General features: G+C 38.7%; 23 protein-coding genes and 1 tRNA gene. 6 read left to right on the top strand and 18 right to left on the bottom strand.

The features are described 5' to 3' along the window. Positions 1–181 precede the first annotated feature (181 nt). Positions 182–1,807, top strand: coding sequence for a SulP family inorganic anion transporter (locus tag ACKTSC_RS09095; protein WP_407857416.1), 1,626 nt, complete (start codon positions 182–184; stop codon positions 1,805–1,807). Between the two features lie 99 nt (positions 1,808–1,906). Here the strand turns inward: ACKTSC_RS09095 and eno are convergent, their stop codons facing one another. The 6 genes from eno to rpoN all read right to left on the bottom strand — a co-directional run bounded on the left by eno (position 1,907) and on the right by rpoN (position 9,015). Further along, complete coding sequence (gene eno, locus ACKTSC_RS09090) at positions 1,907–3,220, bottom strand: phosphopyruvate hydratase (RefSeq protein WP_332653901.1); 1,314 nt, start codon at positions 3,218–3,220, stop codon at positions 1,907–1,909. Positions 3,221–3,329: 109 nt separating this feature from the next. Next, complete coding sequence (tpiA, locus tag ACKTSC_RS09085) at positions 3,330–4,085, bottom strand: triose-phosphate isomerase (RefSeq protein ID WP_407857415.1); 756 nt, start codon at positions 4,083–4,085, stop codon at positions 3,330–3,332. A gap of 32 nt (positions 4,086–4,117) precedes the next feature. Continuing rightward, entirely contained in the window at positions 4,118–5,308 is a 1,191-nt protein-coding gene (locus ACKTSC_RS09080; protein WP_407857414.1) for a phosphoglycerate kinase, read from the bottom strand. Between the two features lie 151 nt (positions 5,309–5,459). Then, complete coding sequence (gene gap / locus ACKTSC_RS09075; RefSeq protein WP_332580244.1) at positions 5,460–6,461, bottom strand: type I glyceraldehyde-3-phosphate dehydrogenase; 1,002 nt, start codon at positions 6,459–6,461, stop codon at positions 5,460–5,462. 34 nt (positions 6,462–6,495) lie between these two features. Continuing rightward, the gene (locus tag ACKTSC_RS09070; protein ID WP_332580245.1) at positions 6,496–7,539 is read right to left on the bottom strand and encodes a sugar-binding transcriptional regulator; all 1,044 of its coding nucleotides are present in this window, start codon (positions 7,537–7,539) and stop codon (positions 6,496–6,498) included. 174 nt (positions 7,540–7,713) lie between these two features. After that, positions 7,714–9,015, bottom strand: a complete 1,302-nt coding sequence (gene rpoN / locus ACKTSC_RS09065) for an RNA polymerase factor sigma-54 (protein ID WP_332580246.1) — start codon at positions 9,013–9,015, stop codon at positions 7,714–7,716. Between the two features lie 52 nt (positions 9,016–9,067). On the opposite strand from rpoN, the gene ACKTSC_RS09060 reads away from it, so the two are divergent. Then, a tRNA-Arg gene (locus tag ACKTSC_RS09060) sits at positions 9,068–9,139 on the top strand. 193 nt (positions 9,140–9,332) lie between these two features. Here ACKTSC_RS09060 and ACKTSC_RS09055 read toward each other — a convergent pair. Next, a complete protein-coding gene (locus tag ACKTSC_RS09055) occupies positions 9,333–10,175 on the bottom strand; it encodes a patatin-like phospholipase family protein (RefSeq protein WP_407857413.1) in 843 nt (280 codons plus the stop codon). 80 nt (positions 10,176–10,255) lie between these two features. Between ACKTSC_RS09055 and ACKTSC_RS09050 the strand changes: the two genes are divergently transcribed. Further along, positions 10,256–10,615 (top strand): MerR family transcriptional regulator, encoded by a 360-nt coding sequence (locus tag ACKTSC_RS09050; protein ID WP_332580248.1) that lies wholly within the window; start codon positions 10,256–10,258, stop codon positions 10,613–10,615. Between the two features lie 42 nt (positions 10,616–10,657). Here the strand turns inward: ACKTSC_RS09050 and ACKTSC_RS09045 are convergent, their stop codons facing one another. The 3 genes from ACKTSC_RS09045 to ACKTSC_RS09035 all read right to left on the bottom strand — a co-directional run bounded on the left by ACKTSC_RS09045 (position 10,658) and on the right by ACKTSC_RS09035 (position 13,149). Next, the gene (locus tag ACKTSC_RS09045; RefSeq protein ID WP_407857412.1) at positions 10,658–11,917 is read right to left on the bottom strand and encodes a cytochrome P450; all 1,260 of its coding nucleotides are present in this window, start codon (positions 11,915–11,917) and stop codon (positions 10,658–10,660) included. 115 nt (positions 11,918–12,032) lie between these two features. Then, entirely contained in the window at positions 12,033–12,596 is a 564-nt protein-coding gene (gene rpoE, locus ACKTSC_RS09040; protein ID WP_407857435.1) for a DNA-directed RNA polymerase subunit delta, read from the bottom strand. A 118-nt stretch (positions 12,597–12,714) separates the two neighbouring features. Next, the gene (locus tag ACKTSC_RS09035; RefSeq protein WP_332580251.1) at positions 12,715–13,149 is read right to left on the bottom strand and encodes a YwiB family protein; all 435 of its coding nucleotides are present in this window, start codon (positions 13,147–13,149) and stop codon (positions 12,715–12,717) included. Positions 13,150–13,291: 142 nt separating this feature from the next. On the opposite strand from ACKTSC_RS09035, the gene ACKTSC_RS09030 reads away from it, so the two are divergent. After that, a complete protein-coding gene (locus ACKTSC_RS09030; RefSeq protein WP_407855656.1) occupies positions 13,292–14,101 on the top strand; it encodes a lipoate--protein ligase family protein in 810 nt (269 codons plus the stop codon). After that, positions 14,091–15,440 carry an HD domain-containing protein gene (locus tag ACKTSC_RS09025; RefSeq protein ID WP_407857411.1) on the top strand — a complete coding sequence of 450 codons (1,350 nt, stop codon included), beginning with the start codon at positions 14,091–14,093 and terminating at the stop codon, positions 15,438–15,440. Before ACKTSC_RS09030 ends, ACKTSC_RS09025 begins: the two co-directional genes overlap by 11 nt. A 20-nt stretch (positions 15,441–15,460) precedes the next feature. On the opposite strand, the gene ACKTSC_RS09020 is transcribed toward ACKTSC_RS09025, so the two are convergent. Continuing rightward, positions 15,461–15,907 carry an NUDIX hydrolase gene (locus ACKTSC_RS09020; RefSeq protein ID WP_407857410.1) on the bottom strand — a complete coding sequence of 149 codons (447 nt, stop codon included), beginning with the start codon at positions 15,905–15,907 and terminating at the stop codon, positions 15,461–15,463. A 138-nt stretch (positions 15,908–16,045) separates the two neighbouring features. Here ACKTSC_RS09020 and gloA point away from each other — a divergent pair, with 138 nt between their 5' ends. Then, a complete protein-coding gene (gene gloA / locus ACKTSC_RS09015; protein ID WP_407855659.1) occupies positions 16,046–16,414 on the top strand; it encodes a lactoylglutathione lyase in 369 nt (122 codons plus the stop codon). Positions 16,415–16,430: 16 nt separating this feature from the next. On the opposite strand, the gene ACKTSC_RS09010 is transcribed toward gloA, so the two are convergent. Genes ACKTSC_RS09010 through ACKTSC_RS08980 form a run of 7 tightly spaced genes read right to left on the bottom strand, consistent with a single transcriptional unit; the run spans position 16,431 to position 22,652 of the window. Further along, positions 16,431–17,066, bottom strand: coding sequence for a V-type ATP synthase subunit D (locus ACKTSC_RS09010; RefSeq protein WP_407857409.1), 636 nt, complete (start codon positions 17,064–17,066; stop codon positions 16,431–16,433). 4 nt (positions 17,067–17,070) lie between these two features. Then, on the bottom strand, positions 17,071–18,447 hold the full coding sequence (locus ACKTSC_RS09005) for a V-type ATP synthase subunit B (RefSeq protein ID WP_407857408.1): 1,377 nt from the start codon (positions 18,445–18,447) through the stop codon (positions 17,071–17,073). Beyond that, positions 18,440–20,221 (bottom strand): V-type ATP synthase subunit A, encoded by a 1,782-nt coding sequence (locus ACKTSC_RS09000; RefSeq protein WP_332580258.1) that lies wholly within the window; start codon positions 20,219–20,221, stop codon positions 18,440–18,442. The genes ACKTSC_RS09005 and ACKTSC_RS09000 overlap by 8 nt, the downstream gene beginning before the upstream one ends. 13 nt (positions 20,222–20,234) lie before the next feature. Beyond that, the gene (locus ACKTSC_RS08995; RefSeq protein ID WP_332580259.1) at positions 20,235–20,546 is read right to left on the bottom strand and encodes a V-type ATP synthase subunit F; all 312 of its coding nucleotides are present in this window, start codon (positions 20,544–20,546) and stop codon (positions 20,235–20,237) included. Further along, a complete protein-coding gene (locus ACKTSC_RS08990) occupies positions 20,536–21,522 on the bottom strand; it encodes a V-type ATPase subunit (protein ID WP_407857434.1) in 987 nt (328 codons plus the stop codon). The genes ACKTSC_RS08995 and ACKTSC_RS08990 overlap by 11 nt, the downstream gene beginning before the upstream one ends. A 19-nt stretch (positions 21,523–21,541) precedes the next feature. Next, on the bottom strand, positions 21,542–22,123 hold the full coding sequence (locus ACKTSC_RS08985; protein ID WP_407857407.1) for a hypothetical protein: 582 nt from the start codon (positions 22,121–22,123) through the stop codon (positions 21,542–21,544). Positions 22,124–22,181: 58 nt separating this feature from the next. Beyond that, positions 22,182–22,652, bottom strand: a complete 471-nt coding sequence (locus tag ACKTSC_RS08980) for a V-type ATP synthase subunit K (RefSeq protein ID WP_332580261.1) — start codon at positions 22,650–22,652, stop codon at positions 22,182–22,184. Positions 22,653–22,659 lie beyond the last annotated feature (7 nt).

The following is a 22,659-nucleotide window of genomic DNA, read 5'->3' as shown; positions in this document are numbered from 1 at the left end:
AATAATTGCTGGAATACATGCGCACTTTTTAACAAACAAGAAAGAGTCTCCTAAGAATCAAAGAAAAACCATTGTACTTTTATTTCTACTATTTTATAGTTAAAAATGGTTTTTAAAAATTTGAAAATCAACTAAAAGTCCGTTTCATACGGGCTTTTGTCGTGTTTTCAACAAGGAGTGTATGATAATCAAACGTTACAAAAATTTATTGCAACAAGAGTTTTCACATTATTCTTTAGACAAGCTCAAGAAAGATCTATTAGCTGGTCTAACTGTTGCTGCTGTTGCCTTGCCTCTAGCTTTAGCTTTTGGGGTTTCTAGCGGAGCAGATGCCGCTGCAGGCATGGTCACTGCTATTATTGCGGGAGTCGTGATTGGGAGTTTTTCTGGTGGTTTCTATCAGATATCCGGACCAACTGGTGCCATGGCTGCTGTCTTAATGGGCATTATTGCTACTCAAGGCCTAGAAGGTGTTTTAGTCGCCACATTTATTGCGGGTATCTTTTTATTACTTGCCGGAATATTTAAATTAGGCAGTTTAACTTCATTTATCCCATCACCTGTTATTACTGGTTTTACTTCAGGGATCGCCATTATTATTGCATTAGGCCAAATCGATAACTTTTTCGGGACTACATCAACCGGTGATTCAGCAATTAAAAAGCTGCTCAGTTATTCGTCACTAGGTTTTTCACCTGATATTCCAACCGTTTTGTTAGGTCTGATTGTTTTATTGATTTTAATTTTTTATCCTAAAAAATGGAATCAAGTCTTGCCCGGCTCATTAGTGGTGATCATCTTGTCCACCTTTGTTACTGTCGTCTTCAAACTGCCCGTTGCAAAGATTGGGACGATCCCAACGTCTCTATTAACCGGTACCCACTTGAAACTGTCACAATTGAATTTGCCGATGATTCAATCCTTGATCGTTCCGGCAATTAGCATTGCAATGCTCGGAATGATTGAAAGTTTACTCTGCGGTGCTTCGGCTGGTAGAATGACGGGCAAAGATTTAGACAGCAATCAAGAATTAGTTGCCCAAGGTATTGGGAACATCATCTTACCTTTCTTTGGCGGTATTCCTGCTACAGCGGCGATTGCACGGACTAGCGTCGCAATCAAATCTGGTGCACAAACTCGCTTAACTGGAATTTTTCATGCCTTGTTCTTATTTCTATCTATGTTGATCTTCGCACCAATCATGTCGCAAATTCCAATGGCTGCTCTAGCTAGTGTTTTAATGATTACTAGTTGGCGTATGCATGAATGGGCTACGATCAAAAATATGATCACTCAAAAGAAACGTATGGCTTTAATTTTATTTTTTGTCACCATGTTATGTACAATCATTTTTGATTTAAGTATCGCAATCGTCGTCGGGATTATCTGCGGTTGTATTTTCTTTATTGCTAAAAGTGCACGGATTTCAATTACAACGGAAGAAATCGATTGGGATCGCATGGCTCTGCCTAATTCAAGCGCCGGTTCCGATTGGGCTGTCATGTATATCACTGGCCCCTTGTTCTTTATGTCTGCCAGCCAGTTGAAAAAAGAATTAGACCAGGTCTTCGATAAAGAAGGCTTGATTTTCTCTTTACGCGGTGTTCCCAGCATCGATTTAACGGCATTAGATATCTTTGCTGACTATTTCTCAGTCGCAGCGTTGAATAACCAACAATTAATTTTCACATCTATGCAACCAGAAGTAGAAAAACAATTCCAGCAATTATGGGAAAAACAAAAACATCAATCACCAAAGCAACACCCAACAGTTGCCCATGCCTTACAAGCCATGCATCAATTGTAAAAAAGAAAGCCGTAAGAATAAAAATTCTTACGGCTTTTTTAGATATCTAAAAAGAGCTGTGAGGGATATCCTCACAGCTCTTTGATTTGCATTTGCTAATTATTTAGCGATGAATGGGTTGTTTTTTAAGTTGTAGAAAGATTTGATACCTTTGTATTCTGCAACATCACCCAATTGGTCTTCGATACGTAATAATTGATTGTATTTAGCAATACGGTCAGTACGTGAAAGAGAACCAGTTTTGATTTGACCAGCATTAGTAGCAACAGAGATGTCAGCAATTGTTGAATCTTCTGTTTCACCTGAACGGTGAGAAACTACTGCAGTGTAGCCAGCTTCTTTAGCCATTTCAATAGCTTCAAAAGTTTCTGTTAAAGTACCGATTTGGTTAACTTTGATAAGGATTGAGTTATCAACGCCCATTTCAATACCTTTAGATAATTTTTGAGTGTTCGTAACGAATAAATCGTCACCAACTAATTGAACTTTATCGCCTAAAGCTTCAGTTAATTTTTTAGTACCTTCCCAGTCGTTTTCGTCTAAGCCGTCTTCGATTGAGATGATTGGGTATTTAGCAACTAATTCTTCGTAGAATGCGATCATTTCTTCAGTTGTTTTTTCGCCTTCGCCTGAGTCAGCTAAAACGTAAACACCTTTTTCTTTGTCGTAGAATTCTGAAGAAGCAGCATCCATAGCAAGAACGATGTCTTTACCAGGTACATAGCCAGCTTTTTCGATAGCTTCGATGATTACTTCGAAACCTTCTTCGTTAGAACCAAGGTTAGGAGCGAATCCACCTTCGTCACCAACTGAAGTAGCTAAACCTTTTGATTTTAAGATTGAAGCTAAAGCGTGGAATACTTCTGCACCATAACGTAAAGCTTCTTTGAATGTAGGAGCGCCAACTGGCATGATCATAAATTCTTGGAAGTCGATTGAGTTATCAGCATGTGATCCACCATTGATGATGTTCATCATAGGAGTAGGCAATACTTTAGTGTTGAATCCGCCAAGGTAGTTATACAATGGGATTTCTAAGAAGTCAGCAGCTGCACGAGCAACAGCGATAGAAACACCAAGAATAGCGTTCGCACCTAATTTACCTTTGTTAGGAGTGCCATCTAATTCGATCATTGCAGCATCGATAGCAGCTTGGTCGCGTACATCGTAGCCAATGATAGCTTCTGCAATAACGTTATTTACGTTATCAACAGCTTTAGTAACACCTTTTCCGCCGTAACGAGCTTTGTCGCCATCACGTAATTCAACGGCTTCGTATTCACCAGTTGAAGCACCTGAAGGAACCATACCGCGGCCGAATGCGCCGTCTTCTGTATAAACTTCTACTTCGATTGTTGGGTTACCACGTGAGTCTAGGACTTCGCGAGCATAAACGTCTGAGATAATTGACATGTTTTGTCTCTCCTTTGAGTTTTGTTTTTTTATAGGGTATTAGCCCTTATAACCATATATTAGTGAAAATTACGAGTAGTTGCAAATAAAATCTGTAATTTTCTGAAAATTATTTAGCGCCTTCTAATAAAGCTAAGAATGAATCTGCTTTCAAGCTAGCTCCACCAACTAAAGCTCCATCAACGTTTTCTTTAGCCATGTATTCAGTGATGTTTTCTGGTTTAACAGAACCACCGTATTGGATACGAACAGCTTCAGAAACTTCTTTACCATAGATACCTTCAACTGTTGAACGAACAACGCCACAGATTTCGTCAGCGATTTGTGCGTCAGCAGATTTACCAGTACCAATAGCCCAGATTGGTTCATAAGCAATAACCATGCTTGAAACTTGTTCAGCAGAAAGATCAGCTAAACCAGCTTTGATTTGTCCTTCGATCCATTCAGCTGTTTTACCAGCTTCGTATGTTTCTAAAGTTTCACCACAGCAAAGGATTGGTAACATGCCATTTGCAAAGATAGCTTTGGCTTTTTTGTTGATTTCTTCATCAGTTTCGTGGAAGTATTCACGACGTTCTGAATGGCCGATGATTACATAGTCCACACCAAGATCAGCTAAAGCTGCAGGTGAAGTTTCACCAGTGAATGCTCCAGCATTTTCCCAGTAGCAGTTTTGAGCAGAGATTTTTAATTCTGTGCCTTTAGCTGCTTCTACTAATTCTTGTAAGAATAAAGCTGGTGATCCAATAACTGAATCCACTTTATCGTTTGCAGGAATGTTGTTTTTTACTGCTTCTGCAAAATCTTTTGCTTCTGAAGCAGTTAAGTTCATTTTCCAGTTACCAGCAATAATAGGTTTACGCATTTAAAAAAACTCCTTTTTTGGTAGTAAGGTTTTTATTTGTCGTTGATTGCTGCAAGACCAGGTAATTCTTTACCTTCTAATAATTCAAGACTTGCACCGCCACCAGTTGAAATGTGAGTGAATTTATCAGCAAAGCCAAGTTGTTCAGCTGCAGCTGCAGAATCCCCACCACCGATGATAGTAGTTGCGCCTTCTAAGTTTGCGATTGCTTCACAAACACCAATTGTTCCACGAGCAAAATTACTCATTTCAAACACACCCATAGGTCCGTTCCATACAACTGTTTTAGCACCTTTTAATGTTTCAGAGAATAAAGCGATTGATTCTGGTCCAATGTCAAGACCCATTTGTCCTGCTGGAACATCACCAGTATGTTCTTCAGTTGGAACATCGTTTGAGAATTCAGCCGCTGTGATTGAGTCAACTGGTAAAACTAATTTTTCGCCAGCTGCTTCGATCAATTCTTTTGCTAATTCGATTTTATCAGCTTCTACTAATGAGTTACCGATTTCCATACCTTTAGCTTTGTAGAATGTATAAGTCATTCCGCCACCGATCAAGATTTTGTCAGCTTTAGGAATCAAGTTTTTGATTACGCCGATTTTGTCAGAAACTTTAGCGCCACCTAGGATTGCAACCATAGGGCGTTTAGGTTCTTCAACAGCTTCGCCGATGAATTTGATTTCTTTTTCCATTAAGAATCCAGCTACAGTTGGGATTCCAGTAGAAGCGATACCGACGTTTGAAGCATGAGCACGGTGAGCAGTACCGAATGCATCATTAACGAACACGTCGCCTAATGAAGCCCAGTATTTACCAAGTTCAGCGTCATTGCCGCTTTCTTTTTTGCCGTCGATGTCTTCGAAACGAGTGTTTTCAAATACAACTACGTCGCCGTCTTTCATGTCTGCGATCGCTGCTTCTAATTCAGAGCCACGAGTTTCAGGTACAAATGTAACATTTTTACCTAATAATTCGCTTAAGCGAACAGCTACAGGTTTTAATGATTTGCCTGCTTTATCTTCTTCTGTTTTTACACGACCAAGGTGAGAGAACAGAATAGCTTTTCCGCCTTGTTCTAAAATGTAGTTGATTGTTGGTAACGCCGCTTTAATACGAGTGTCATCAGTAATCACGCCATCTTTAACAGGAACGTTGAAGTCCACACGAACTAAAACTTTCTTGTCTTTCAAGTCAAGATCTTTAACTGTCATTTTTGCCATGAAAGAAAACCTCCAAGTATGATTTTTAAATCTTTTTTTATTATACAACTCTTTCTATTAAAAGAGCCAATGATAGACTTACGAAAAAAACGGAGAAGCGCGTTGCTTCCCCGCCTATTTCAGACACTATCGTTCTATTTTAAAATAAATCTTAAAGTTTAGCGAAGTATTCTAAAGTACGAACTAATTGTGAAGTGTAAGACATTTCGTTGTCGTACCAAGCAACAGTTTTAACTAATTGTTGGTCGCCGACTGTCATAACTTTAGTTTGAGTTTCGTCGAATAATGAACCATAGTTCATACCTACGATATCAGAAGAAACGATTTCGTCAGTGTTGTAACCGAATGATTCGTTAGATGCAGCTTTCATAGCAGCATTTACTTCGTCAACAGTAACTTTTTTGTTAAGAACAGTAACTAATTCAGTTAATGAACCAGTTGCAACAGGAACACGTTGAGCAGCTCCGTCTAATTTACCGTTTAATTCAGGGATAACTAGACCGATTGCTTTAGCAGCACCAGTTGAGTTAGGTGTAATGTTTGCTGCAGCAGCACGTGCACGACGGAAGTCGCCTTTAGGGTGAGGTCCATCAAGAGTCATTTGGTCACCAGTGTAAGCGTGGATAGTTGTCATTAATCCTTCAACAACACCAAATTCGTCATTTAAAGTTTTAGCCATAGGAGCTAAACAGTTAGTAGTACATGAAGCACCAGAGATAACTGTTTCGTCACCAGTTAAAGTTTCGTGGTTAGTGTTATAAACGATTGTTGGAACATCGTTACCACCAGGAGCTGAGATAACAACACGTTTAGCGCCAGCTGTTAAATGTTTTTCAGCAGCAGCTTTTGAAGTGAAGAATCCAGTACATTCTAAAACGATATCTACTCCTAGGTCTCCCCAAGGTAATTCTTCAGGGTTGCGGTTAGCAAGAACTTTTACTTCTTTGCCGTTCACGTTGAATGAACCTTCGTGAACTTCAACAGTTCCGTTAAAGCGACCTTGAGTTGTATCATATTTTAACAAGTGAGCCAACATTTTAGCGTCTGTTAAGTCGTTGATAGCTACAACTTCCAATCCTTCTACATCTTGGATACGGCGGAATGCTAAGCGCCCGATACGTCCAAATCCGTTAATTCCAACTTTTACTGTCATTTAAGATTTCCTCCTCATGGAATCAAAAAAATATTTATTTTAAAGGGGTATTCCCTTTTAAAATCTCATTTGCGGCAGCTTCATCTGTGATGAGCCACGTTTGTTTTGGAGCATTTTTCATATACGCGGTGATGGCTTTAACTTTACTTCTGCCACCTGCCACGGCCAGAATCATCGGCATCTTTTGGATATCTTCTAAAGACAATCCAATTCGTGGTACTTTATGAACGATTGCTCCATTTTCGTCAAAAAAGTAACCAAATGATTCAGCGACAGCATTCTTTTGTTTCAAACGAATAATCTCATCTTCTGACATTTTTCGTCTTGCTGCCATGTGCAAAGCACGACCAATGCTGTGAACAACACAGTTGGCCTCTTTAATCATTGCTAGAACACTTTTAATTGAAGGTTCTTTAAGCAATGTGTGATACGCTTCTTCACTTAATTGTTCAGGCACATATAAAGCGCGATGCTCACCGTGAGCATTTGCAGCCATCAATGCACTAACAGAATTGGCTTGGATCGCAACAGCTTCTCCGATACCGCCTCTTGCTGGAACAAAAAGATTATGGCGTTTCGTTGTTTCTAATGGACTGACGTGTCTGGCGACTTCTGCCATCGTTGTACCGCCCATTACTGCGATAATGTTTCGGCCATCTGGTAATTCTCGCCGTAAAGCTTCTTCGACTAAGACTCCAAATTCACTGATCACTTTCTCTTGTTCGTCGCTATTACCAGAAACGATCAAACAACGATCAATTCCAAAAAGTGACGCTAATTGTTTCTCTAACTGATCCATGCCAGTAAATTGCTCTAACACGACTTCAAGCCGCTGCAATAAATCTTTGCCTTTTTCAGTAAGTAACATACCACTCTTTGTTGCATCAATCAAATGTTGTTCTCTGAGAAAGTCTGTTTCGCTTCGCAAGACTCGTTCAGTTAGACCTAAGGAATCCGCTAAGTTTCTTCGACCGATCGGCTGCATCCAAAAAATATTCTGCATAATACGAAATCTTTTTTTTACAACCTCTAACACATCAGGGGCGATTGCTTCAAGTACTCTTAATTCACTTAACAAAGGAATTCCTCCGTTGGACTTAAGTAGTCCCTCATAGACTTTTAGCGACCCATGAACTTTAAAAAAATTGCAAGAAGCCCAAAACATTCATTTGAATTTTCGAATTTCTTACATGACAAAGTGTACCAGTTTTATTCATTTCTTGCAAGGAAAAAGCCAAGAAATATTCTTGGCCTAATCAAAACGTTTTCTTTTCGATGAACTAGGTATTTTCAAGGCATCACGATATTTAGCAACCGTTCTTCTTGAAATTTTTTGTTCTCTTTCTGCGAGCATTTCGACGATTTTTTGATCTGATAATGGTTTGCGTTTATCTTCGCCTTCAACAAAATCAGCAATCATTTTTTTTACTTCATCAGCTGAAGTATCCTCATCATTAACTTTATTGACAAAAAAACGACGTAATTCAAATATACCAAAATCCGTCTCAATATATTTTCCATTCACAGCTCTGCTGATCGTTGATTCATGCACAGACAATTGCTTTGCGATGTCTTTCAACATCAATGGTTTTAACGCACCTTGTTTTGTTTCAAAAAAATGAGCTTGTTGTTGGACAATGATTTTACCTACTTCTAAAATTGTATCTTTACGTTGACCCATCGTCTTATTCAACCATTCAAACTGTTGCAATTTTTCTTTTAAGTAGATTTTTGTTTCTTCATCCGCTTGCGCTTTTAGCCGATTGAAATAGTTCTCTTGGAAGTTTAAACGGATCTGTCCACGTTTATTGGATAAGACCACCAATTCATCTGCTCTACGGACCAAGGTTAAATCAGGAATGATAAAGTTTGAATCTTGACTACCAAAGCCAGCACCTGGAAAAGGATTCAAATTTTGGATATAATCCATGATTTGTTGGACTTGCGCTAACGACAATTGATATTTTTTGGCAATGATCTCAAACTTTCGCTTAGCAATTTCGTCAAAAGATTCTTCTAAAATAAGATAAGCCAAATTAGGAGCATAGTCATCTTGCTCAGTTTGAAGCATTAAACATTCCTGTAAATTTCTGGCCCCTACCCCTGGCGGATCTAACTGCTGTAAAAGCGTCAATCCGTCTAAAAATTGGATGTCCGTTGCGTTGATCTCTGCTTTAAAATTTTCTTCGTCTACTTTTAGATACCCGTTTATGTCGATATTTTCTACCAATGCCAACATGATTTCGCGGATGAACGTATCTCGATAATTCAAATTTATTTGGTGAATCAAATGTTCAAAGAGAGAGACAGGGTGATCGGCGATTTGGATAAACGATTCTTCTTTAATGCCGCCACTATGCATTTGCATCAAATCACTCTGCATTTTCGGAGCAACGATCTCAAATAATGGATTCTCTAACGAAATAGTTTCAACATAGTCTTGTAGTTCTTCTGTATTGAATTGAAGAATTTGAATAGCTTGTTGCAACTCTTGAGTCATCGCTAGTTTCTGTGTCTGCTGCTGCTTTTGCGAGTATCCTTGCTGAAACTTCATATACTTTCCCCTTGTTTTTTTTTATTTATATGCTAAACTAATATTCGTGCTTGCGCCCTTAGTGTAGTGGATATCACGTAAGATTCCGGTTCTTGAGACGGGGGTTCGATTCCCTCAGGGCGCATATTTTAAACCATCTCTCGTTTGAGAGATGGTTTTTTTTGTTGATTAACGAACCACGCTGCATTGCTCATGGAATCTATTATACTTTTTTAGCTACTACTTAGCAATTCTATCAGAAACTATTCAACCTCCAAAATATTTATTCCTTATCAAAAAATGTGCGCAAAAAATCGTTGCGCACATTCTTTTCGTCTTTAATTTTCAAGTAATGATTGGATCTTCGCGGTTAAAGCCTGACCTTGTTTGTAGCCTGCTTGGGCAATCTCAGCACAATTAGATGCATCATAGATATTAGCACCAATTTCCGAATGACTTTTTTCATCCGGATTGATCAATTCAACGGTTGCTTGTTGACACAATTGCTCAACTTCTTCAGCAGGGCTGGGAATTGCACCATATTTTTGAGGTAGTGGCGCCAGAACTAATACGATATCTATCCCCTTCATATGATAAGCGTTGGTTGATGAAACCATTCCCCCGTCGATCCAATCAGCAGCTAAGAAGTGCATATGAGGCCAAACCCCAGGAACCGCACCGCTAGCCGCAACTGCCTCAACCAATGAAATGCCGCTATGATGATCAAAAAAATGAATTTTTCCTGTAGCAGCATTGATCATACTGATTTCTAAATTCGTTGCCCACTCAGTTGTCACCAATCTATTTCGGACCATTGTTAGCCGGTCTTCTAAACTAGTCAATGCGGGATATTTTTTTATAATCTGGCCAAACGATCGCCCCACTGTTTGACGATCATTCCCACCTAAACGAAAAGCTTGAATCCATAGAGTTGCTACTTCAGGTCTCACTTTTGCAAACTCATTAAAAGCTGCAGGATCTTTAAATTTTTCCATATATACATGCATATCAAAGCCGCTCGCTAATGCCGCTCCTACAAAAGAACCGGCGGAAGTACCGAGGATCTTATCCGCCGTTTCAAGCTCAATACCTTGACTGATTAATCCATTGATAATCCCTATTTCCCAAGCAATCCCGGTAATTCCGCCACCGCCTAAAACGATTCCTAAAGTTTTTTTCATTTTTTCTTACTCCTTTTCTTTTTAATTTCACATAGTATAAACTATGAACTATAGTTCAAGGCAAATCAAAGGAGGTATTTATGAAAATCAGTGACTTAGCTAAGGAGACCCAATTACCCATATCGACTATTCGGTTCTATGAACGTAAAGGTCTCCTTACAACCAACTATTTTACACGCGATAAAAATGGCTACCGAAATTATGACACTTCCGCCGTTTCACAGTTAAAATTTATTGTCCTTTTATTAGCCAATGGTTTTTCAATCGCAGAGTTGCTGCAAATCAATGAAAAATTCGGAGATTCTCGTACTCTAGAAGAAAATATTCAATTATTAGAAGACAAATTGGGCGAAATCAAGGTAAAGCAAAAAGAATTAGCCGAAACAGAAAGAATCTTAAACCATATGCTCTCAAATAAAAAACAACAGTTAACTAAATAAAAACAAGGCAACAAATAGTTAGTTCTATCTGCTGCCTTGTTTTTATTTCTTATAAAGTTTCGCTTTACTGTTTGGGTAAGTGGGAAATTGATTCATCGGAATCGTCCAGTCTTGCTCTGGGACAGAAAATTCATATTTATTCACTAACTGATCTGAAAAAACACGTAATGCATGTAACGTGATCCATTCACCCGCGCAACGATGCATTGCTTCGAACTTCCCTCCGCCTTGTGCAATCATTTCGTATTCTTCATCATAGGAAATATGTTTTTCTTTCCCTACATATCGTGAGATACGAAAGACTTCCGGTGTTTCGATCGACCGCTCATCATGGTTGGTCCCATAGAGATCCAATACCACCCAACTATCTTCAGGGATCAAGTAGCCGTCGATCGTGACATCCTTTTTGGCAAATGCTGGGACCATAGGGAAAAATGGGTAGTAACGACGCATTTCTTGAATAAACGAATCTTGCAATTCATCAAATTCTGTGTGTAATCGTTGATAAATATCCGGACGGCTAAATAAGGCATGTCCCATCAAGGCAATCCAGACAGTCAAAGCGACAGTTGGGCGAATAATATTCAATAATTCGACTGCAGCAACATCGATCGGCAATAGATTTCCCTGTGTGTCCTTTGCATTTGCGAATGCGTACAAAGCTACATTTTCTTTGCCTACAACTGGATTGATTCGTGCATCCTCAATCAATGACTGTGCCCATTTTTCGGATTTTTTACGGTTTTCGATCCCTTTGATATGAGTTATCGGATTCGTCACTGCCGAACTGATCATCGAAATTTGGTATTCTGCCAATCGGTTGATTTCTCGTTCATCCATCTTCGTCAAATCAATCCCCGACCATTCACAAATCGAACGAAATAAAACATCTTTTGCTACATCGAACAACTCAAGTTCACCTTGCAGATGTTCCATTTTTTCGGTAAGCGTCCGATCAACAATTCGATGATAGTCTTCCATTCTTTTCGGAGTCATTAGATCCATAAATACTTTTTTTCGTTGATTATGTTCCTCATCATCTAATGTTTGGACGCCCTCTTCACCAAAAAGAGTTTTTAATACCAACTTTGGCATTGCCCCTTTGCGTTTAAAATTGGCAGGATCATAAAATGCACGAGCGGCCTCTTTCCCGTAGACTGCAATGACTTCTTTATTTAATAAGCAAGCTTTCACTACAGGTGCATCTGCTTCTTTACGCAATTCAGATAAAAGCAGATACCCTTCATCCAAACGTTGGCTGACATCTGTTAATTTGATTTTGATTTCAGGTACTTTTTCCATAATGACCACCTTTCATTCATTTCGTCTACTTTAATAGTATCGTTTTTCAAATAAAAGAACAAAAGACAACCCTTACAAAATATTCGATCTATAAAAAAAGAATAGATCAAATGATCTACTCTTCTTCGTCTTCTTCATCGTCGTCAAATTCATCATCGTCGTCGATCACACTTAAGTCATCTTCGATTCCGCCAGGAACAACTTCTTCGTCATCCTCATTTGAATCAGCGCCAATTTCGTGAAGATCTGTATTGTATGCTGCGATTTCATCATCGTCATCATCATCATCGTCGTCGATATCATCGTCATCGTCGTCCGCTAATAGATCAGCATCTTCTGGATCGTCATCGTTATAGTCGATGGCGTCGTCGTCACCGTTGATGAAGGCATTGACTTTTTTACGTTTTTTACGACGTGGTTTGTCTTCTTCTTCATCTTCTAAGCCATGGTTTACTTCTTCATCGATTGAGTCGATCGCGTACCATGAACGTAATCCCCAGCGATTATCGCCTAGAGAAATAAAACTTCCATCAATATTCAAATCGGTATAAAACTGTGCTAATGCATCACGAATCTCACTGTCTGATTTGCCAAGATAGTTTTGGATTTGATTGACTAAATCAGAAAAATCCATTACATCTGCGCGTTCTTCCAGAATTGCGTGTGCCACTTCAATCATTGATAATTCATCCTTGTTTAAACCATCAAAAATACTAAGTTTCAAGTATGACACGTCCTTTCAAAGTCTACTCCTTATCATACAAAATCAAAAGCTAAAAAGCAAACCTTTATTCTACTTAAGTCGTAAATTCTAAAACTAACTGATAATCACCGATTTTTTCTTCTTTCATGTATAGGGCATAATCGATGTTGATCACCCCTGAAAATGGTCGATCCTTCAACGTCACATGAAGATTTTGTGCATAAGTAGAAATGATAAACATACCATACGGCGTTTTATAGTTAGTCTCCATTTTTTCACGGTACGCAAAACGCATCCGCATTCTAGACTCACCTGCACGAATCAATTGAACTTGCGAATCGGGCGTGACCTTAACTGTCACCGGTGCTTCTTGACCATCAGGTTGAACTTCTTTGTAACGAATGTACAAGGTATCTCCCATTTGAACTACTTGACCAGGAAGATCGAACACGAAATTTTCAGTTTCATTATTTTGCGTGACTTTCGTTTGTACTTTAATTTTTGCCGGAATTCCATCTTTAATATTCACAGAGCTTCCACTCCTTCCAGTCTTTATTTTTCATACTTTTCCTTCTTTTGTCAACTACTTCTGCTTTTTGAGCGACTTAGTTATCTCATTGATCTTTTTTTGTTTATAATAGAAAGGAATTAGAAAGTGAGAGGGTGCTTGAATGAACACAGCTTTATTATTTGATCAGAAAATGATCGACGAACAGGACTTATACAATCCTTTTGCTCTAACGGATGTTTTAACCGAATATAGCGGTGATCATGATCAGCCTATTATTCATTTTTGGCAATTACCAGCTACCCTTATTTTAGGGATGAAAGATAGCCGCGTCACTTATTTTGCCGAGGCCTTAAAGACCGTCCATCAGAAAAATTATCATTTATTATTAAGAAATGCCGGTGGTCTAGGTGTTATCAATGATCCCGGTATTTTAAACGTCTCATTGATTTTACCAAAAAAAGGTATCACTGAGCTATCGATCGATGATGGCTATCAAGCGCTAGTAGACTGGTTGAAAAAAACTAGTTTTGGTCAATTCAACCTTACAGTCGGTGAAATAGCTGATTCGTATTGTCCAGGTAAATTCGATCTTTCGATCAATGGCAAAAAAATTGCCGGGATCGCTCAACGACGAGTCAAAGAAGGCGTCGCAATCATGATGTATCTTAGTGTGAACGGCAATCAAAAAACGCGCGGAGAAGTTGTTCGTGCCTTTTATCAAAGCGGATTAAAAGAAAAATTTGGCCAAGATTATCCACCCGTCCGCCCTGACAGCATGACCACACTGGCTGAGATCGCTCCTTTTCCAGTAACTGTCGAATCCGTAAAAAAAGAATTGTTGCGAGTCATGCCTTATCAAGAAACAACAAACTCATTGTCAACATTTTATCAATTAGAAGAATACCAACGCCGCGTACAAAACATGAAACAACGCAATTTGGTTATTCAGGAGGTGCTCCATGAGTTATAAATATCAAATGCTGCCATTGGAAAAGGTCTTTCGTGATCCGGTCCATAATTATATCCATGTCCAACATCAAGTGATTTTAGATTTGATCAATTCAAAAGAAGTCCAGCGTTTACGACGCGTGAAACAACTAGGGACAACTTCATATACTTTTCACGGAGCTGAACACAGCCGGTTTTCCCACTCACTTGGTGTGTATGAGATCACTCGTAGAATTTGTGATATTTTCAAACGAAATTATCCGCAAGAAAAATTAGGCAAAGACGGTTGGGACGACTCCCATCGTTTAGTGGCATTGTGTGCTGCCTTACTACATGATATCGGTCATGGTCCTTACTCACATACCTTTGAACATATTTTTCATACGGATCACGAGGCTTTAACCGTTGCGATCATTACCTCACCCGAAACCGAAGTCTTTCAGATTTTAAACAATGTTGAAGAAGGCTTTCCGGAAAAAGTAGCGAGTGTCATTACTAAAACTTATCCAAATCCTCAAGTCGTTCAAATAATTTCCAGCCAGATCGATGCCGATCGCATGGATTATTTATTACGAGATGCGTATTTCACTGGGACTGAATACGGAACATTTGATTTAACTCGCATCTTACGGGTCATTCGTCCCTATGAAGGTGGGATCGCATTTGCGATGAATGGTATGCATGCCGTTGAAGATTATATCGTCAGCCGTTATCAAATGTATGTCCAAGTCTATTTCCATCCTGTCTCTCGGAGTATGGAAGTCTTATTGGCGCATCTTTTGGATCGCGCACATGAATTGTATCAAGAAGATGCGGAATTCTTCTCACTTCATTCACAACTATTGATTCCTTTTTTGAAGGAAGACTTCTCATTAGAAGATTATTTAAAATTAGACGATGGCGTTTTGAACACTTACTTTTCTCAATGGATCGATGAGCAAGATTTGATTTTAAGCGATTTAGCTTCACGGTTCTTGAATCGTAAACCTTTGAAATCTATTCTTGTTGATTCTAGTGAGAATCCTTTATTGATCAAAATGAAATCATTAGTTGAAAAAGCTGGATTCAATCCTCACTATTACACAGCGATCAATTCAAGTTATGATCTGCCTTATGACCTTTATCATCCTGAAAAAGGAAGCCATCGAACTCAGATCGAACTGATGCAAAAAGATGGTACGTTGATTGAACTCTCCAGAGCGAGTCAATTAGTTGCCGCTTTGACTGGTCAGGGACAAGGTGATGTTCGTTTCTATTATCCAAAAGAAATGACCCAGCAAAATAATTTGAATTCCGATCTCTTTGAAGACTATTACCAAACTTTTGCCAAACATATCCGCAACGGCGAATTAATTGAATAAAATAAAAAAACCTTTCTAAATTATTTAGAAAGGTTTTTAGCTGCCCATTCTTTGACGGCCCATTTATGACTACCACGTTTCAATAATTCAATCGCTTTTTCTGGTGATACCCAACTGCTTTGGTTACCCTCTTCTAACGGTTCCGAAACTTTGGTCCAACTTTTAGTTCCGTAAAAATAGCCTGGATTATAAAAATAAGTATCTCGATGGCGTGAATAAAAATATTCGTCCGCTTGTCCTAAGTATTCAGCTAATACTACTTCAAAACCTAATTCTTCAAGCATCTCTCGCTCGATGGCTTCCTCTTTCGTTTCTTCGCCCTCGATCTCTCCTCCAGGTAAAAAATACGCACCATTTGGAGCTTGCACTAATGCAATTTGCTGCTCATCATTTATTAAAATTGCATAAGCGGCATAACGTGCCAGATAATTTTTTCCAGTTTCTTTTGCGCCAAATACTTGGGTCATTGGTAACCTCCTGCAAATTATATTTATATGTTAGTTTACATTAAAAAAAACTCATAAACAACCGTTGAGCATAAAAGCTTAGAAATAATTATTTTATGATATGATAACTATAGTACATTTAGGAAGGATGATTTAAAAATGAAAATGGCTCACACATGTGTCCGAGTAAAAGATTTAGCAGCTTCAGTAAAATTTTATCAAGAGGCTTTTGATTTTGAAGAATCACGTCGCCGTGATTTCCCAGATTCAAAATTCACCTTAGTTTATTTGACCTTACCTGGTGATGACTATGAATTGGAACTTACTTACAACTACGATCACGCAGCTTACGATTTAGGTGATGGCTATGGCCATATTGCGATCAAAGCAGAAAATCTTGAAGCCCTTCATGAACAACATAAATCAAAAGGCTTCACAGTAACCGATCTAAAAGGGTTACCTGGAACAGATCCTTCATATTACTTTATTACCGATCCAGATGGTTACAAAATTGAAGTGATCCGCTAAAAAAACATGGGTGCTACTAAAAAGTAGTTCCCATATTTTTTACTTTGATCATTCGAGTTACTTCTGCCCGCTCATTTTCTTCCAACTTCATTTTTATAAAATAAATTGTTTCTTCCAACTGAGGAATCGTCAGATATTCTAAAGCATTGACTCGCCGACGCGTTTTTTCGATTTCTTTAGCCATTAGTTGACATGTTTTTTCGATTTCCGTTAGTTCTAATAATTTGGGCAGAACTTCAGTAAATTTCAAAATGCTCTGATCTAATTCATCATTAGAATTTAGAAAACCATATTCCAGCGGACCAGTGGCTAAACTTCGGTCATGACTAAAATTCATGACGGGAACTGTTACGCTCATGATATCTTGTTCGATCACATCTAGTGTTACTTTTTCCTTAGGAACAGCAAGTAATTCCTCGATATATTTATCATTCAATAAAGCATCTGCCATTGAAAAATTTTGCATCGCTTGCTGCAAAGCTTCTTCGACCTGCGTCCGCAACTGATCATTTTTTTTGATCAATCGAATAAAACGACGCATCAATTCATCTTGTTTATCTTTTAGAAGTTTATGGCCACGACTGGCAGTCGTTAATTGTTTCTTCAGCCGTGTAAGTTCCATTCTAGTTGGATTAACATTTAATTTTACCATAGTTTTAGACACCTTCTGACAAATATTCATCCAACATTTCGTCCTTGATCCGCTTCAATTCCGTGCGTGGTAGCATCGCTAATAATTTCCAGCCAAGATCCAGTGTTTCTTCTATCGAACGATTTTCATAAAATCCTTGATTAACATATTCTTCTTCAAAGCGTTCAGCAAATTTAGCATAGATTTTATCCGTATCAGACAAAGCAGATTCTCCTAATACAACTGCTAATTCTTTTGCTTGTTTTCCTTGAGCATACGCAGCGAACAGCTGATTCATTGTCGGTGCATGATCTTTTCTGGTTTTTCCTTCACCAGTACCTTTATCCTTTAAGCGGGAAAGTGATGGCAAGACATCAATTGGTGGTTGAATCCCATTTTTATCTAATTCTCGAGATAAAATAATTTGACCTTCTGTAATATAACCAGTCAAATCAGGAATTGGATGGGTTTTATCATCTTCAGGCATGGTCAAAATCGGAATCTGTGTAACTGATCCTTTCAATCCCCGAATACGCCCTGCCCGCTCATATAAAGTGGCCAAATTAGTATATAAATAACCCGGATAACCTCGACGACCAGGAACTTCTCGACGTGCAGCTGAAATTTCTCGTAAAGCTTCACAATAATTCGTCATATCCGTCATAATAACTAAAACGTGCATTCCTTTTTCGTACGCCAAATATTCAGCAGCTGTCAGAGCCATCCGCGGTGTAGCGATCCTTTCGATCGCCGGATCATTCGCTAAATTCATAAAGACTACGGAACGATCGATCGCACCTGTTTGACGAAAATCTTCCATGAAGAATTCTGCCTCTTCAAAAGTAATTCCAATTCCGGCAAATACAACTGCAAAATCATCTTCTTTATTCAACACAGTAGCTTGTCGTGCTATTTGAGCAGCCAATTCTTTATGAGGCAGTCCAAAACCAGAGAAGACGGGTAATTTTTGACCACGAACCAAAGTATTCAAATGATCGATTGCAGAAATACCTGTTTGAATAAATTCGTCCGGATAATCTCGCGAAACCGGGTTGATAACTTCTCCATTAATATCGACATTTTTTTCAGCTAAAATTTCTGGGCCCCCATCTTTTGGGCGGCCTAAACCATCAAATACCCGTCCGACCATATCTTCAGAAACAGCTAACTCCAAAGGATGTCCTAAAAAACGGGCAGTCGATTCTTTCAAATTGATTCCACTAGTTCCTTCAAAAATTTGGACTAAAGCTTTATCTTCGTGGATTTCTAATACTTGTCCACGGCGTAATTCTCCATTATTCAAGCGAATCTCAAGTAATTCCTCGTATTTGATACCTTCTACTCGGTCAATTGCCATCAAAGGTCCGACTACTTCATTGATTGTTTTATATTCTTTAATCATTGGTCATTCCTCCTTGAGCAACGATTGCTTGGATCTCAGTCAGAATATCTAGATTGATTTGATCCAATTTTTCTAATTCTGTTTCTGGAATATATTTACTCCGAGCGATGCGATCACGTAAAATAACGGTGCCTTCCATCAGTTCTTTCAGATAAGCGCCTAACGCCAATGCTTGCTGACACTCTCGATTGAACGTTAAGATATTGGCGATCATTTTGAATTGCTTTTCCCGTGAAGTAAACGTATCGACATCATCGAATGCATTTTGTTGTAAGTAATCTTCACGCAAAGATTTAGCGACTTCCAAAGTTAATCGATCTTTTTCTGATAAAGAATCAATTCCGACTAAACGGACAATTTCGTTCAATTCCGATTCTTTTTGCAATATTTTTATACCTTCACCCACCATTTGTGACCAGTTTACTTGCAAATCATTATCCAAATATTTTCCGACCTCAGAAGAATACAATGAATAGCTTTGCAGCCAATCAATTGATGGAAAATGACGTTGTTGGGCTAGTGTAGCACTTAGTCCCCAAAAGACTTTCACCACCCGTAGCGTATTTTGCGTCACTGGTTCAGAAGTGTCTCCACCCGATGGTGATACGGCACTGATTGCTGTAATTGATCCTTCACGTCTATCATGTCCTAAAGCGACTACTCGGCCGGAACGTTCATAATATTCAGCCAAACGACTACCTAAATAAGCGGGATATCCTTCATCACCTGGCATTTCTTCCAAACGTCCGCTCATTTCTCGTAAAGCTTCAGCCCAACGTGAAGTAGAATCTGCCATGATCGCGATATTATATCCCATATCTCGAAAATATTCGGCAATCGTGATCCCCGTGTAAATTGATGCCTCTCGAGCTGCCACCGGCATATTAGAGGTATTGGCGATCAAGATTGTTCGCTCCATCAAAGACTCTCCCGTTTTTGGATCGATCAATTCAGGAAATTCATTTAATACATCAGTCATTTCATTTCCACGTTCTCCACAGCCAACATAAACAACTAAATCAACATCTGCCCATTTCGCAATCTGATGTTGGACAACAGTTTTCCCAGCGCCAAATGGACCAGGAACCGCTGCGGCTCCACCTTTTATAACTGGAAAAAAAGTATCAATGACTCGTTGTCCAGTAATCATAGGGGCTTCAGGATTTAATTTTTCAGCTACCGGTCGCCCTCTTCGAACAGGCCACTTTTGCAGCATCGAAAATTCTTGTACTCCAGAATCAGTTTCGATAATATAAATAATTTCATCGATCGTAAATTCTCCAGAAGTAATTTTTTTAAGTCTTCCTTTGATGCCATTTGGCACCATGATTTTATGTGTAATAATCTTAGTCTCTTGAACAGTTCCTACCACATCACCTGCCGATACAGAACTTCCTTCTGCGACAGTTGCTTCAAAACACCATTTTTTTTCATGATCCAAGGCGGGAATCTGAACTCCTCGACTTAAAAAATTACTTTTTGTTTGTTCTTTAAAACTATCTAAGGGCCGCTGGATTCCATCAAACATTTGAGAAATGATTCCTGGTGCCAATTCAACCGAAAGAGATTCACCTGTTGTTTTAACTGGTTCTCCCGGCCCAATCCCAGCGGTTTCTTCATACACCTGAATTGAAGCAATATCGCCGCGCATTTCAATTATCTCACCGATAACACCAAGATCCCCTACATAACAAATATCTTGAATAGCTGCATGGTCCATCTTTTCTGCCAACACTAATGGGCCAGAAACTTTTGTTATTCTACCTTCTTGCAAGTTATTAGCTCCTTTATAAAATATTCTGTCCAACCGCTCGCTCTACTTGATCTTGAATCATTGATTTACCGATTCCCAAAGTTCCTTGGTGATTAGGAATAAGCACGATTGCAGGGATGATTTTCTCCTCATAACGCTTGATCGTATCTGGAACAAGTTGAGCGAACTCTTCCGTGATATAAATGATTCCATATTCTTCTTGTGCCATCTCATCAATTTTTTGGCGAATCAACTTCTTGTCTTTCCTTACAAAGGTATCAAAAGCAAAAAGCTTGAACGGCAAGATCGAGTCTTTATCACCGATTGCACCAATTTTATGTGCCATAGGTCACACGCATCCTCTCTCTGATCTGCTCTTTTGATAAACCAACTTGTTTCCCTGTAATAATCAATCGTAAATTCTTCACTTCTATTGATTTCGCATTTAATAAGGCTAATACTGGCAACGGACCAAACGCTTGAGTTTGTGCAATTTCGTAAAGCTCTGTCAAATAATCATCACATACTCGCTCTAGTTCTGTTAAGTCTAAAGTGTTCTCTTGAACAATCGGTACAATGATCTCACTATAGACAGTCGAGCATAAATAAGCTGTTAATTGCTCTAAGCTGGTTTCGATATAAGACAATAATTCTACTTTAGGAATACTGCCTCGACTAGACAGAACAGTTGACATAAAATTGCGAGTTCTATTCTGCTTGATTCCCCGCGCTGTCATCAAAATATTGGTAAAATCAATAAAGCTGATTACTTCTGCTACCAATTCAGGCTCTCCGATTCGATCAGCGATTTCACGTTGACACGCTAAATAGTTACGATCCAAAATGATATCGATCCCTTGTAAACTATTAGACTCTTCAAAGTGCTCTCTTACTTCTCGAATACTTTCGAGTATACTCGCCGGAACACCGGTCGCTTGACCATTCCGAATTGCCGTTTTTATTTTCTCGAGCGAATAAAAACCATCAAAAATATATAGTTCATCAAAATTTTGATTTAATAATTCTGCTTTGAGCAATGCTTTAAGATTATGAAAAGTTGAACGCATAGTGTAGATCCAAATTACATTTTGATCTGGAACTAATGGAACTAGCTCCATTAATAAATCTGATTGGGCTTGGCTTAAAGCTTTTTCAAAATCCTCAAACAAATCCACTGCTAAATAGCTCCCATAGATAGTTACTCTCAAAAGCTCTTCTAGTTCCTTCAAGTCTACAGACTCTAACATTTTTGTCATTTGCTCAGTGGTTAGTAATTCCATTTCTTTCAAACGAACTAGCGGATTTAATTCATGATACGTCATTTGTTTCATGCTATTCCCCCTATTCAAAAAGTCGTTGAGCAAATTGATAACTCTCTCTTGATTGGACTTCTCTTACTATACTTTGATACAGAAAGTTATACTGTACGCCGGCTTTGTCTAATAAAAAACCCGCTTGACCTGAAATTGAATCGCCACTGACTAATTGATAAGCGAGGACTTCATTTTGTCTATCTAACCATGGTTCATTAAAAATACCTGCCGATTTTTCACCCGCGCTAAAAATCACTTCACCAGATAATTGCAATTTTGATAAGGCATTGGCGGCAAATTCTTGTTGTTCTTCCAGCGGTAATTTTTCCATCTCCATGATTGCTTCGCTAAAAATCCGTTCTAGAATCGCTTGTTTATGGTTAAGAATCACTTGTTTTTGTGAAACGTTCAATCGATTACTGCTTTGCTTATAGCTTTTTTTTAGCTCTGCTAGCTTTTTTTCTAAACGTTTTTGATGATCTACTTCTATTTCCTGTAATTCTGCTTGATAAGTTTGATCGATTCGAGTAATTTCTGCTGTCTTTAATTGCTGGCGTTCTAACTCACTTTGTTGATTCAATTGCTCAACTATTTTCTCAATTGCTTCCATCAAAAAACTCCTTTTTGCCCTTCGTTTTCCAAATCCAAAATAAGTCGAGATCACTCATTTAAACTTGTCCGACTAATAAGAATGAAATAACGAAACCTAAAATGGCATAAGTTTCAACCATTGCTGCATAGATGATTCCTTTCGTTGAATGCTCTGGTTTTTTTGCTAAAATTTGAATCCCTGCTGCAGCAACTCTTCCTTGAGCAATTCCCGAGAACAGTCCCGTAAAAGCGATCGGTAATGCTGCTCCTAAGTAGCCTAATCCTTGAACAACGGAAAGATCATTTGATAAATTTGTAAAAATCAAGAACGCAATAACGAATCCATAGAGTCCTTGAGTACCGGGTAATAGTTGTAAAATCAATGCTTGCCCGAACTTTTCTGGTTGACTAGTGGTCAAAGCTGCCGCAGCTTCCCCAGTCATACCAACCCCTTTAGATGAACCGATTCCGGAAAAGATCGTTGCTGTAGCCATTCCTAAAATTGCAAAAATAATCCCGCCACTGTTGCTAATCAAATACTCCATCATTGTTTAA

Source organism: Enterococcus hailinensis (assembly GCF_045862035.1).
Classification (GTDB): Bacteria; Bacillota; Bacilli; order Lactobacillales; family Enterococcaceae; genus Enterococcus_A; species Enterococcus_A hailinensis.
Note: the sequence above shows the minus strand (reverse complement) of the source record. Positions and strands in the feature narration are given on the sequence as shown.

Coding starts and splice junctions, on each gene's coding strand:
- ACKTSC_RS09095 (WP_407857416.1), top strand. CDS start 182: ATGATAATCAAACGTTACAAAAATTTATTGCAACAAGAGTTTTCACAT.
- eno (WP_332653901.1), bottom strand. CDS start 3,220: ATGTCAATTATCTCAGACGTTTATGCTCGCGAAGTCCTAGACTCACGT.
- tpiA (WP_407857415.1), bottom strand. CDS start 4,085: ATGCGTAAACCTATTATTGCTGGTAACTGGAAAATGAACTTAACTGCT.
- ACKTSC_RS09080 (WP_407857414.1), bottom strand. CDS start 5,308: ATGGCAAAAATGACAGTTAAAGATCTTGACTTGAAAGACAAGAAAGTT.
- gap (WP_332580244.1), bottom strand. CDS start 6,461: ATGACAGTAAAAGTTGGAATTAACGGATTTGGACGTATCGGGCGCTTA.
- rpoN (WP_332580246.1), bottom strand. CDS start 9,015: ATGAAGTTTCAGCAAGGATACTCGCAAAAGCAGCAGCAGACACAGAAA.
- ACKTSC_RS09055 (WP_407857413.1), bottom strand. CDS start 10,175: ATGAAAAAAACTTTAGGAATCGTTTTAGGCGGTGGCGGAATTACCGGG.
- ACKTSC_RS09050 (WP_332580248.1), top strand. CDS start 10,256: ATGAAAATCAGTGACTTAGCTAAGGAGACCCAATTACCCATATCGACT.
- ACKTSC_RS09045 (WP_407857412.1), bottom strand. CDS start 11,917: ATGGAAAAAGTACCTGAAATCAAAATCAAATTAACAGATGTCAGCCAA.
- rpoE (WP_407857435.1), bottom strand. CDS start 12,596: ATGATTGAAGTGGCACACGCAATTCTGGAAGAACGCGCAGATGTAATG.
- ACKTSC_RS09030 (WP_407855656.1), top strand. CDS start 13,292: ATGAACACAGCTTTATTATTTGATCAGAAAATGATCGACGAACAGGAC.
- ACKTSC_RS09025 (WP_407857411.1), top strand. CDS start 14,091: ATGAGTTATAAATATCAAATGCTGCCATTGGAAAAGGTCTTTCGTGAT.
- ACKTSC_RS09020 (WP_407857410.1), bottom strand. CDS start 15,907: ATGACCCAAGTATTTGGCGCAAAAGAAACTGGAAAAAATTATCTGGCA.
- gloA (WP_407855659.1), top strand. CDS start 16,046: ATGAAAATGGCTCACACATGTGTCCGAGTAAAAGATTTAGCAGCTTCA.
- ACKTSC_RS09010 (WP_407857409.1), bottom strand. CDS start 17,066: ATGGTAAAATTAAATGTTAATCCAACTAGAATGGAACTTACACGGCTG.
- ACKTSC_RS09005 (WP_407857408.1), bottom strand. CDS start 18,447: ATGATTAAAGAATATAAAACAATCAATGAAGTAGTCGGACCTTTGATG.
- ACKTSC_RS08995 (WP_332580259.1), bottom strand. CDS start 20,546: ATGGCACATAAAATTGGTGCAATCGGTGATAAAGACTCGATCTTGCCG.
- ACKTSC_RS08990 (WP_407857434.1), bottom strand. CDS start 21,522: ATGACGTATCATGAATTAAATCCGCTAGTTCGTTTGAAAGAAATGGAA.
- ACKTSC_RS08985 (WP_407857407.1), bottom strand. CDS start 22,123: ATGGAAGCAATTGAGAAAATAGTTGAGCAATTGAATCAACAAAGTGAG.
- ACKTSC_RS08980 (WP_332580261.1), bottom strand. CDS start 22,652: ATGATGGAGTATTTGATTAGCAACAGTGGCGGGATTATTTTTGCAATT.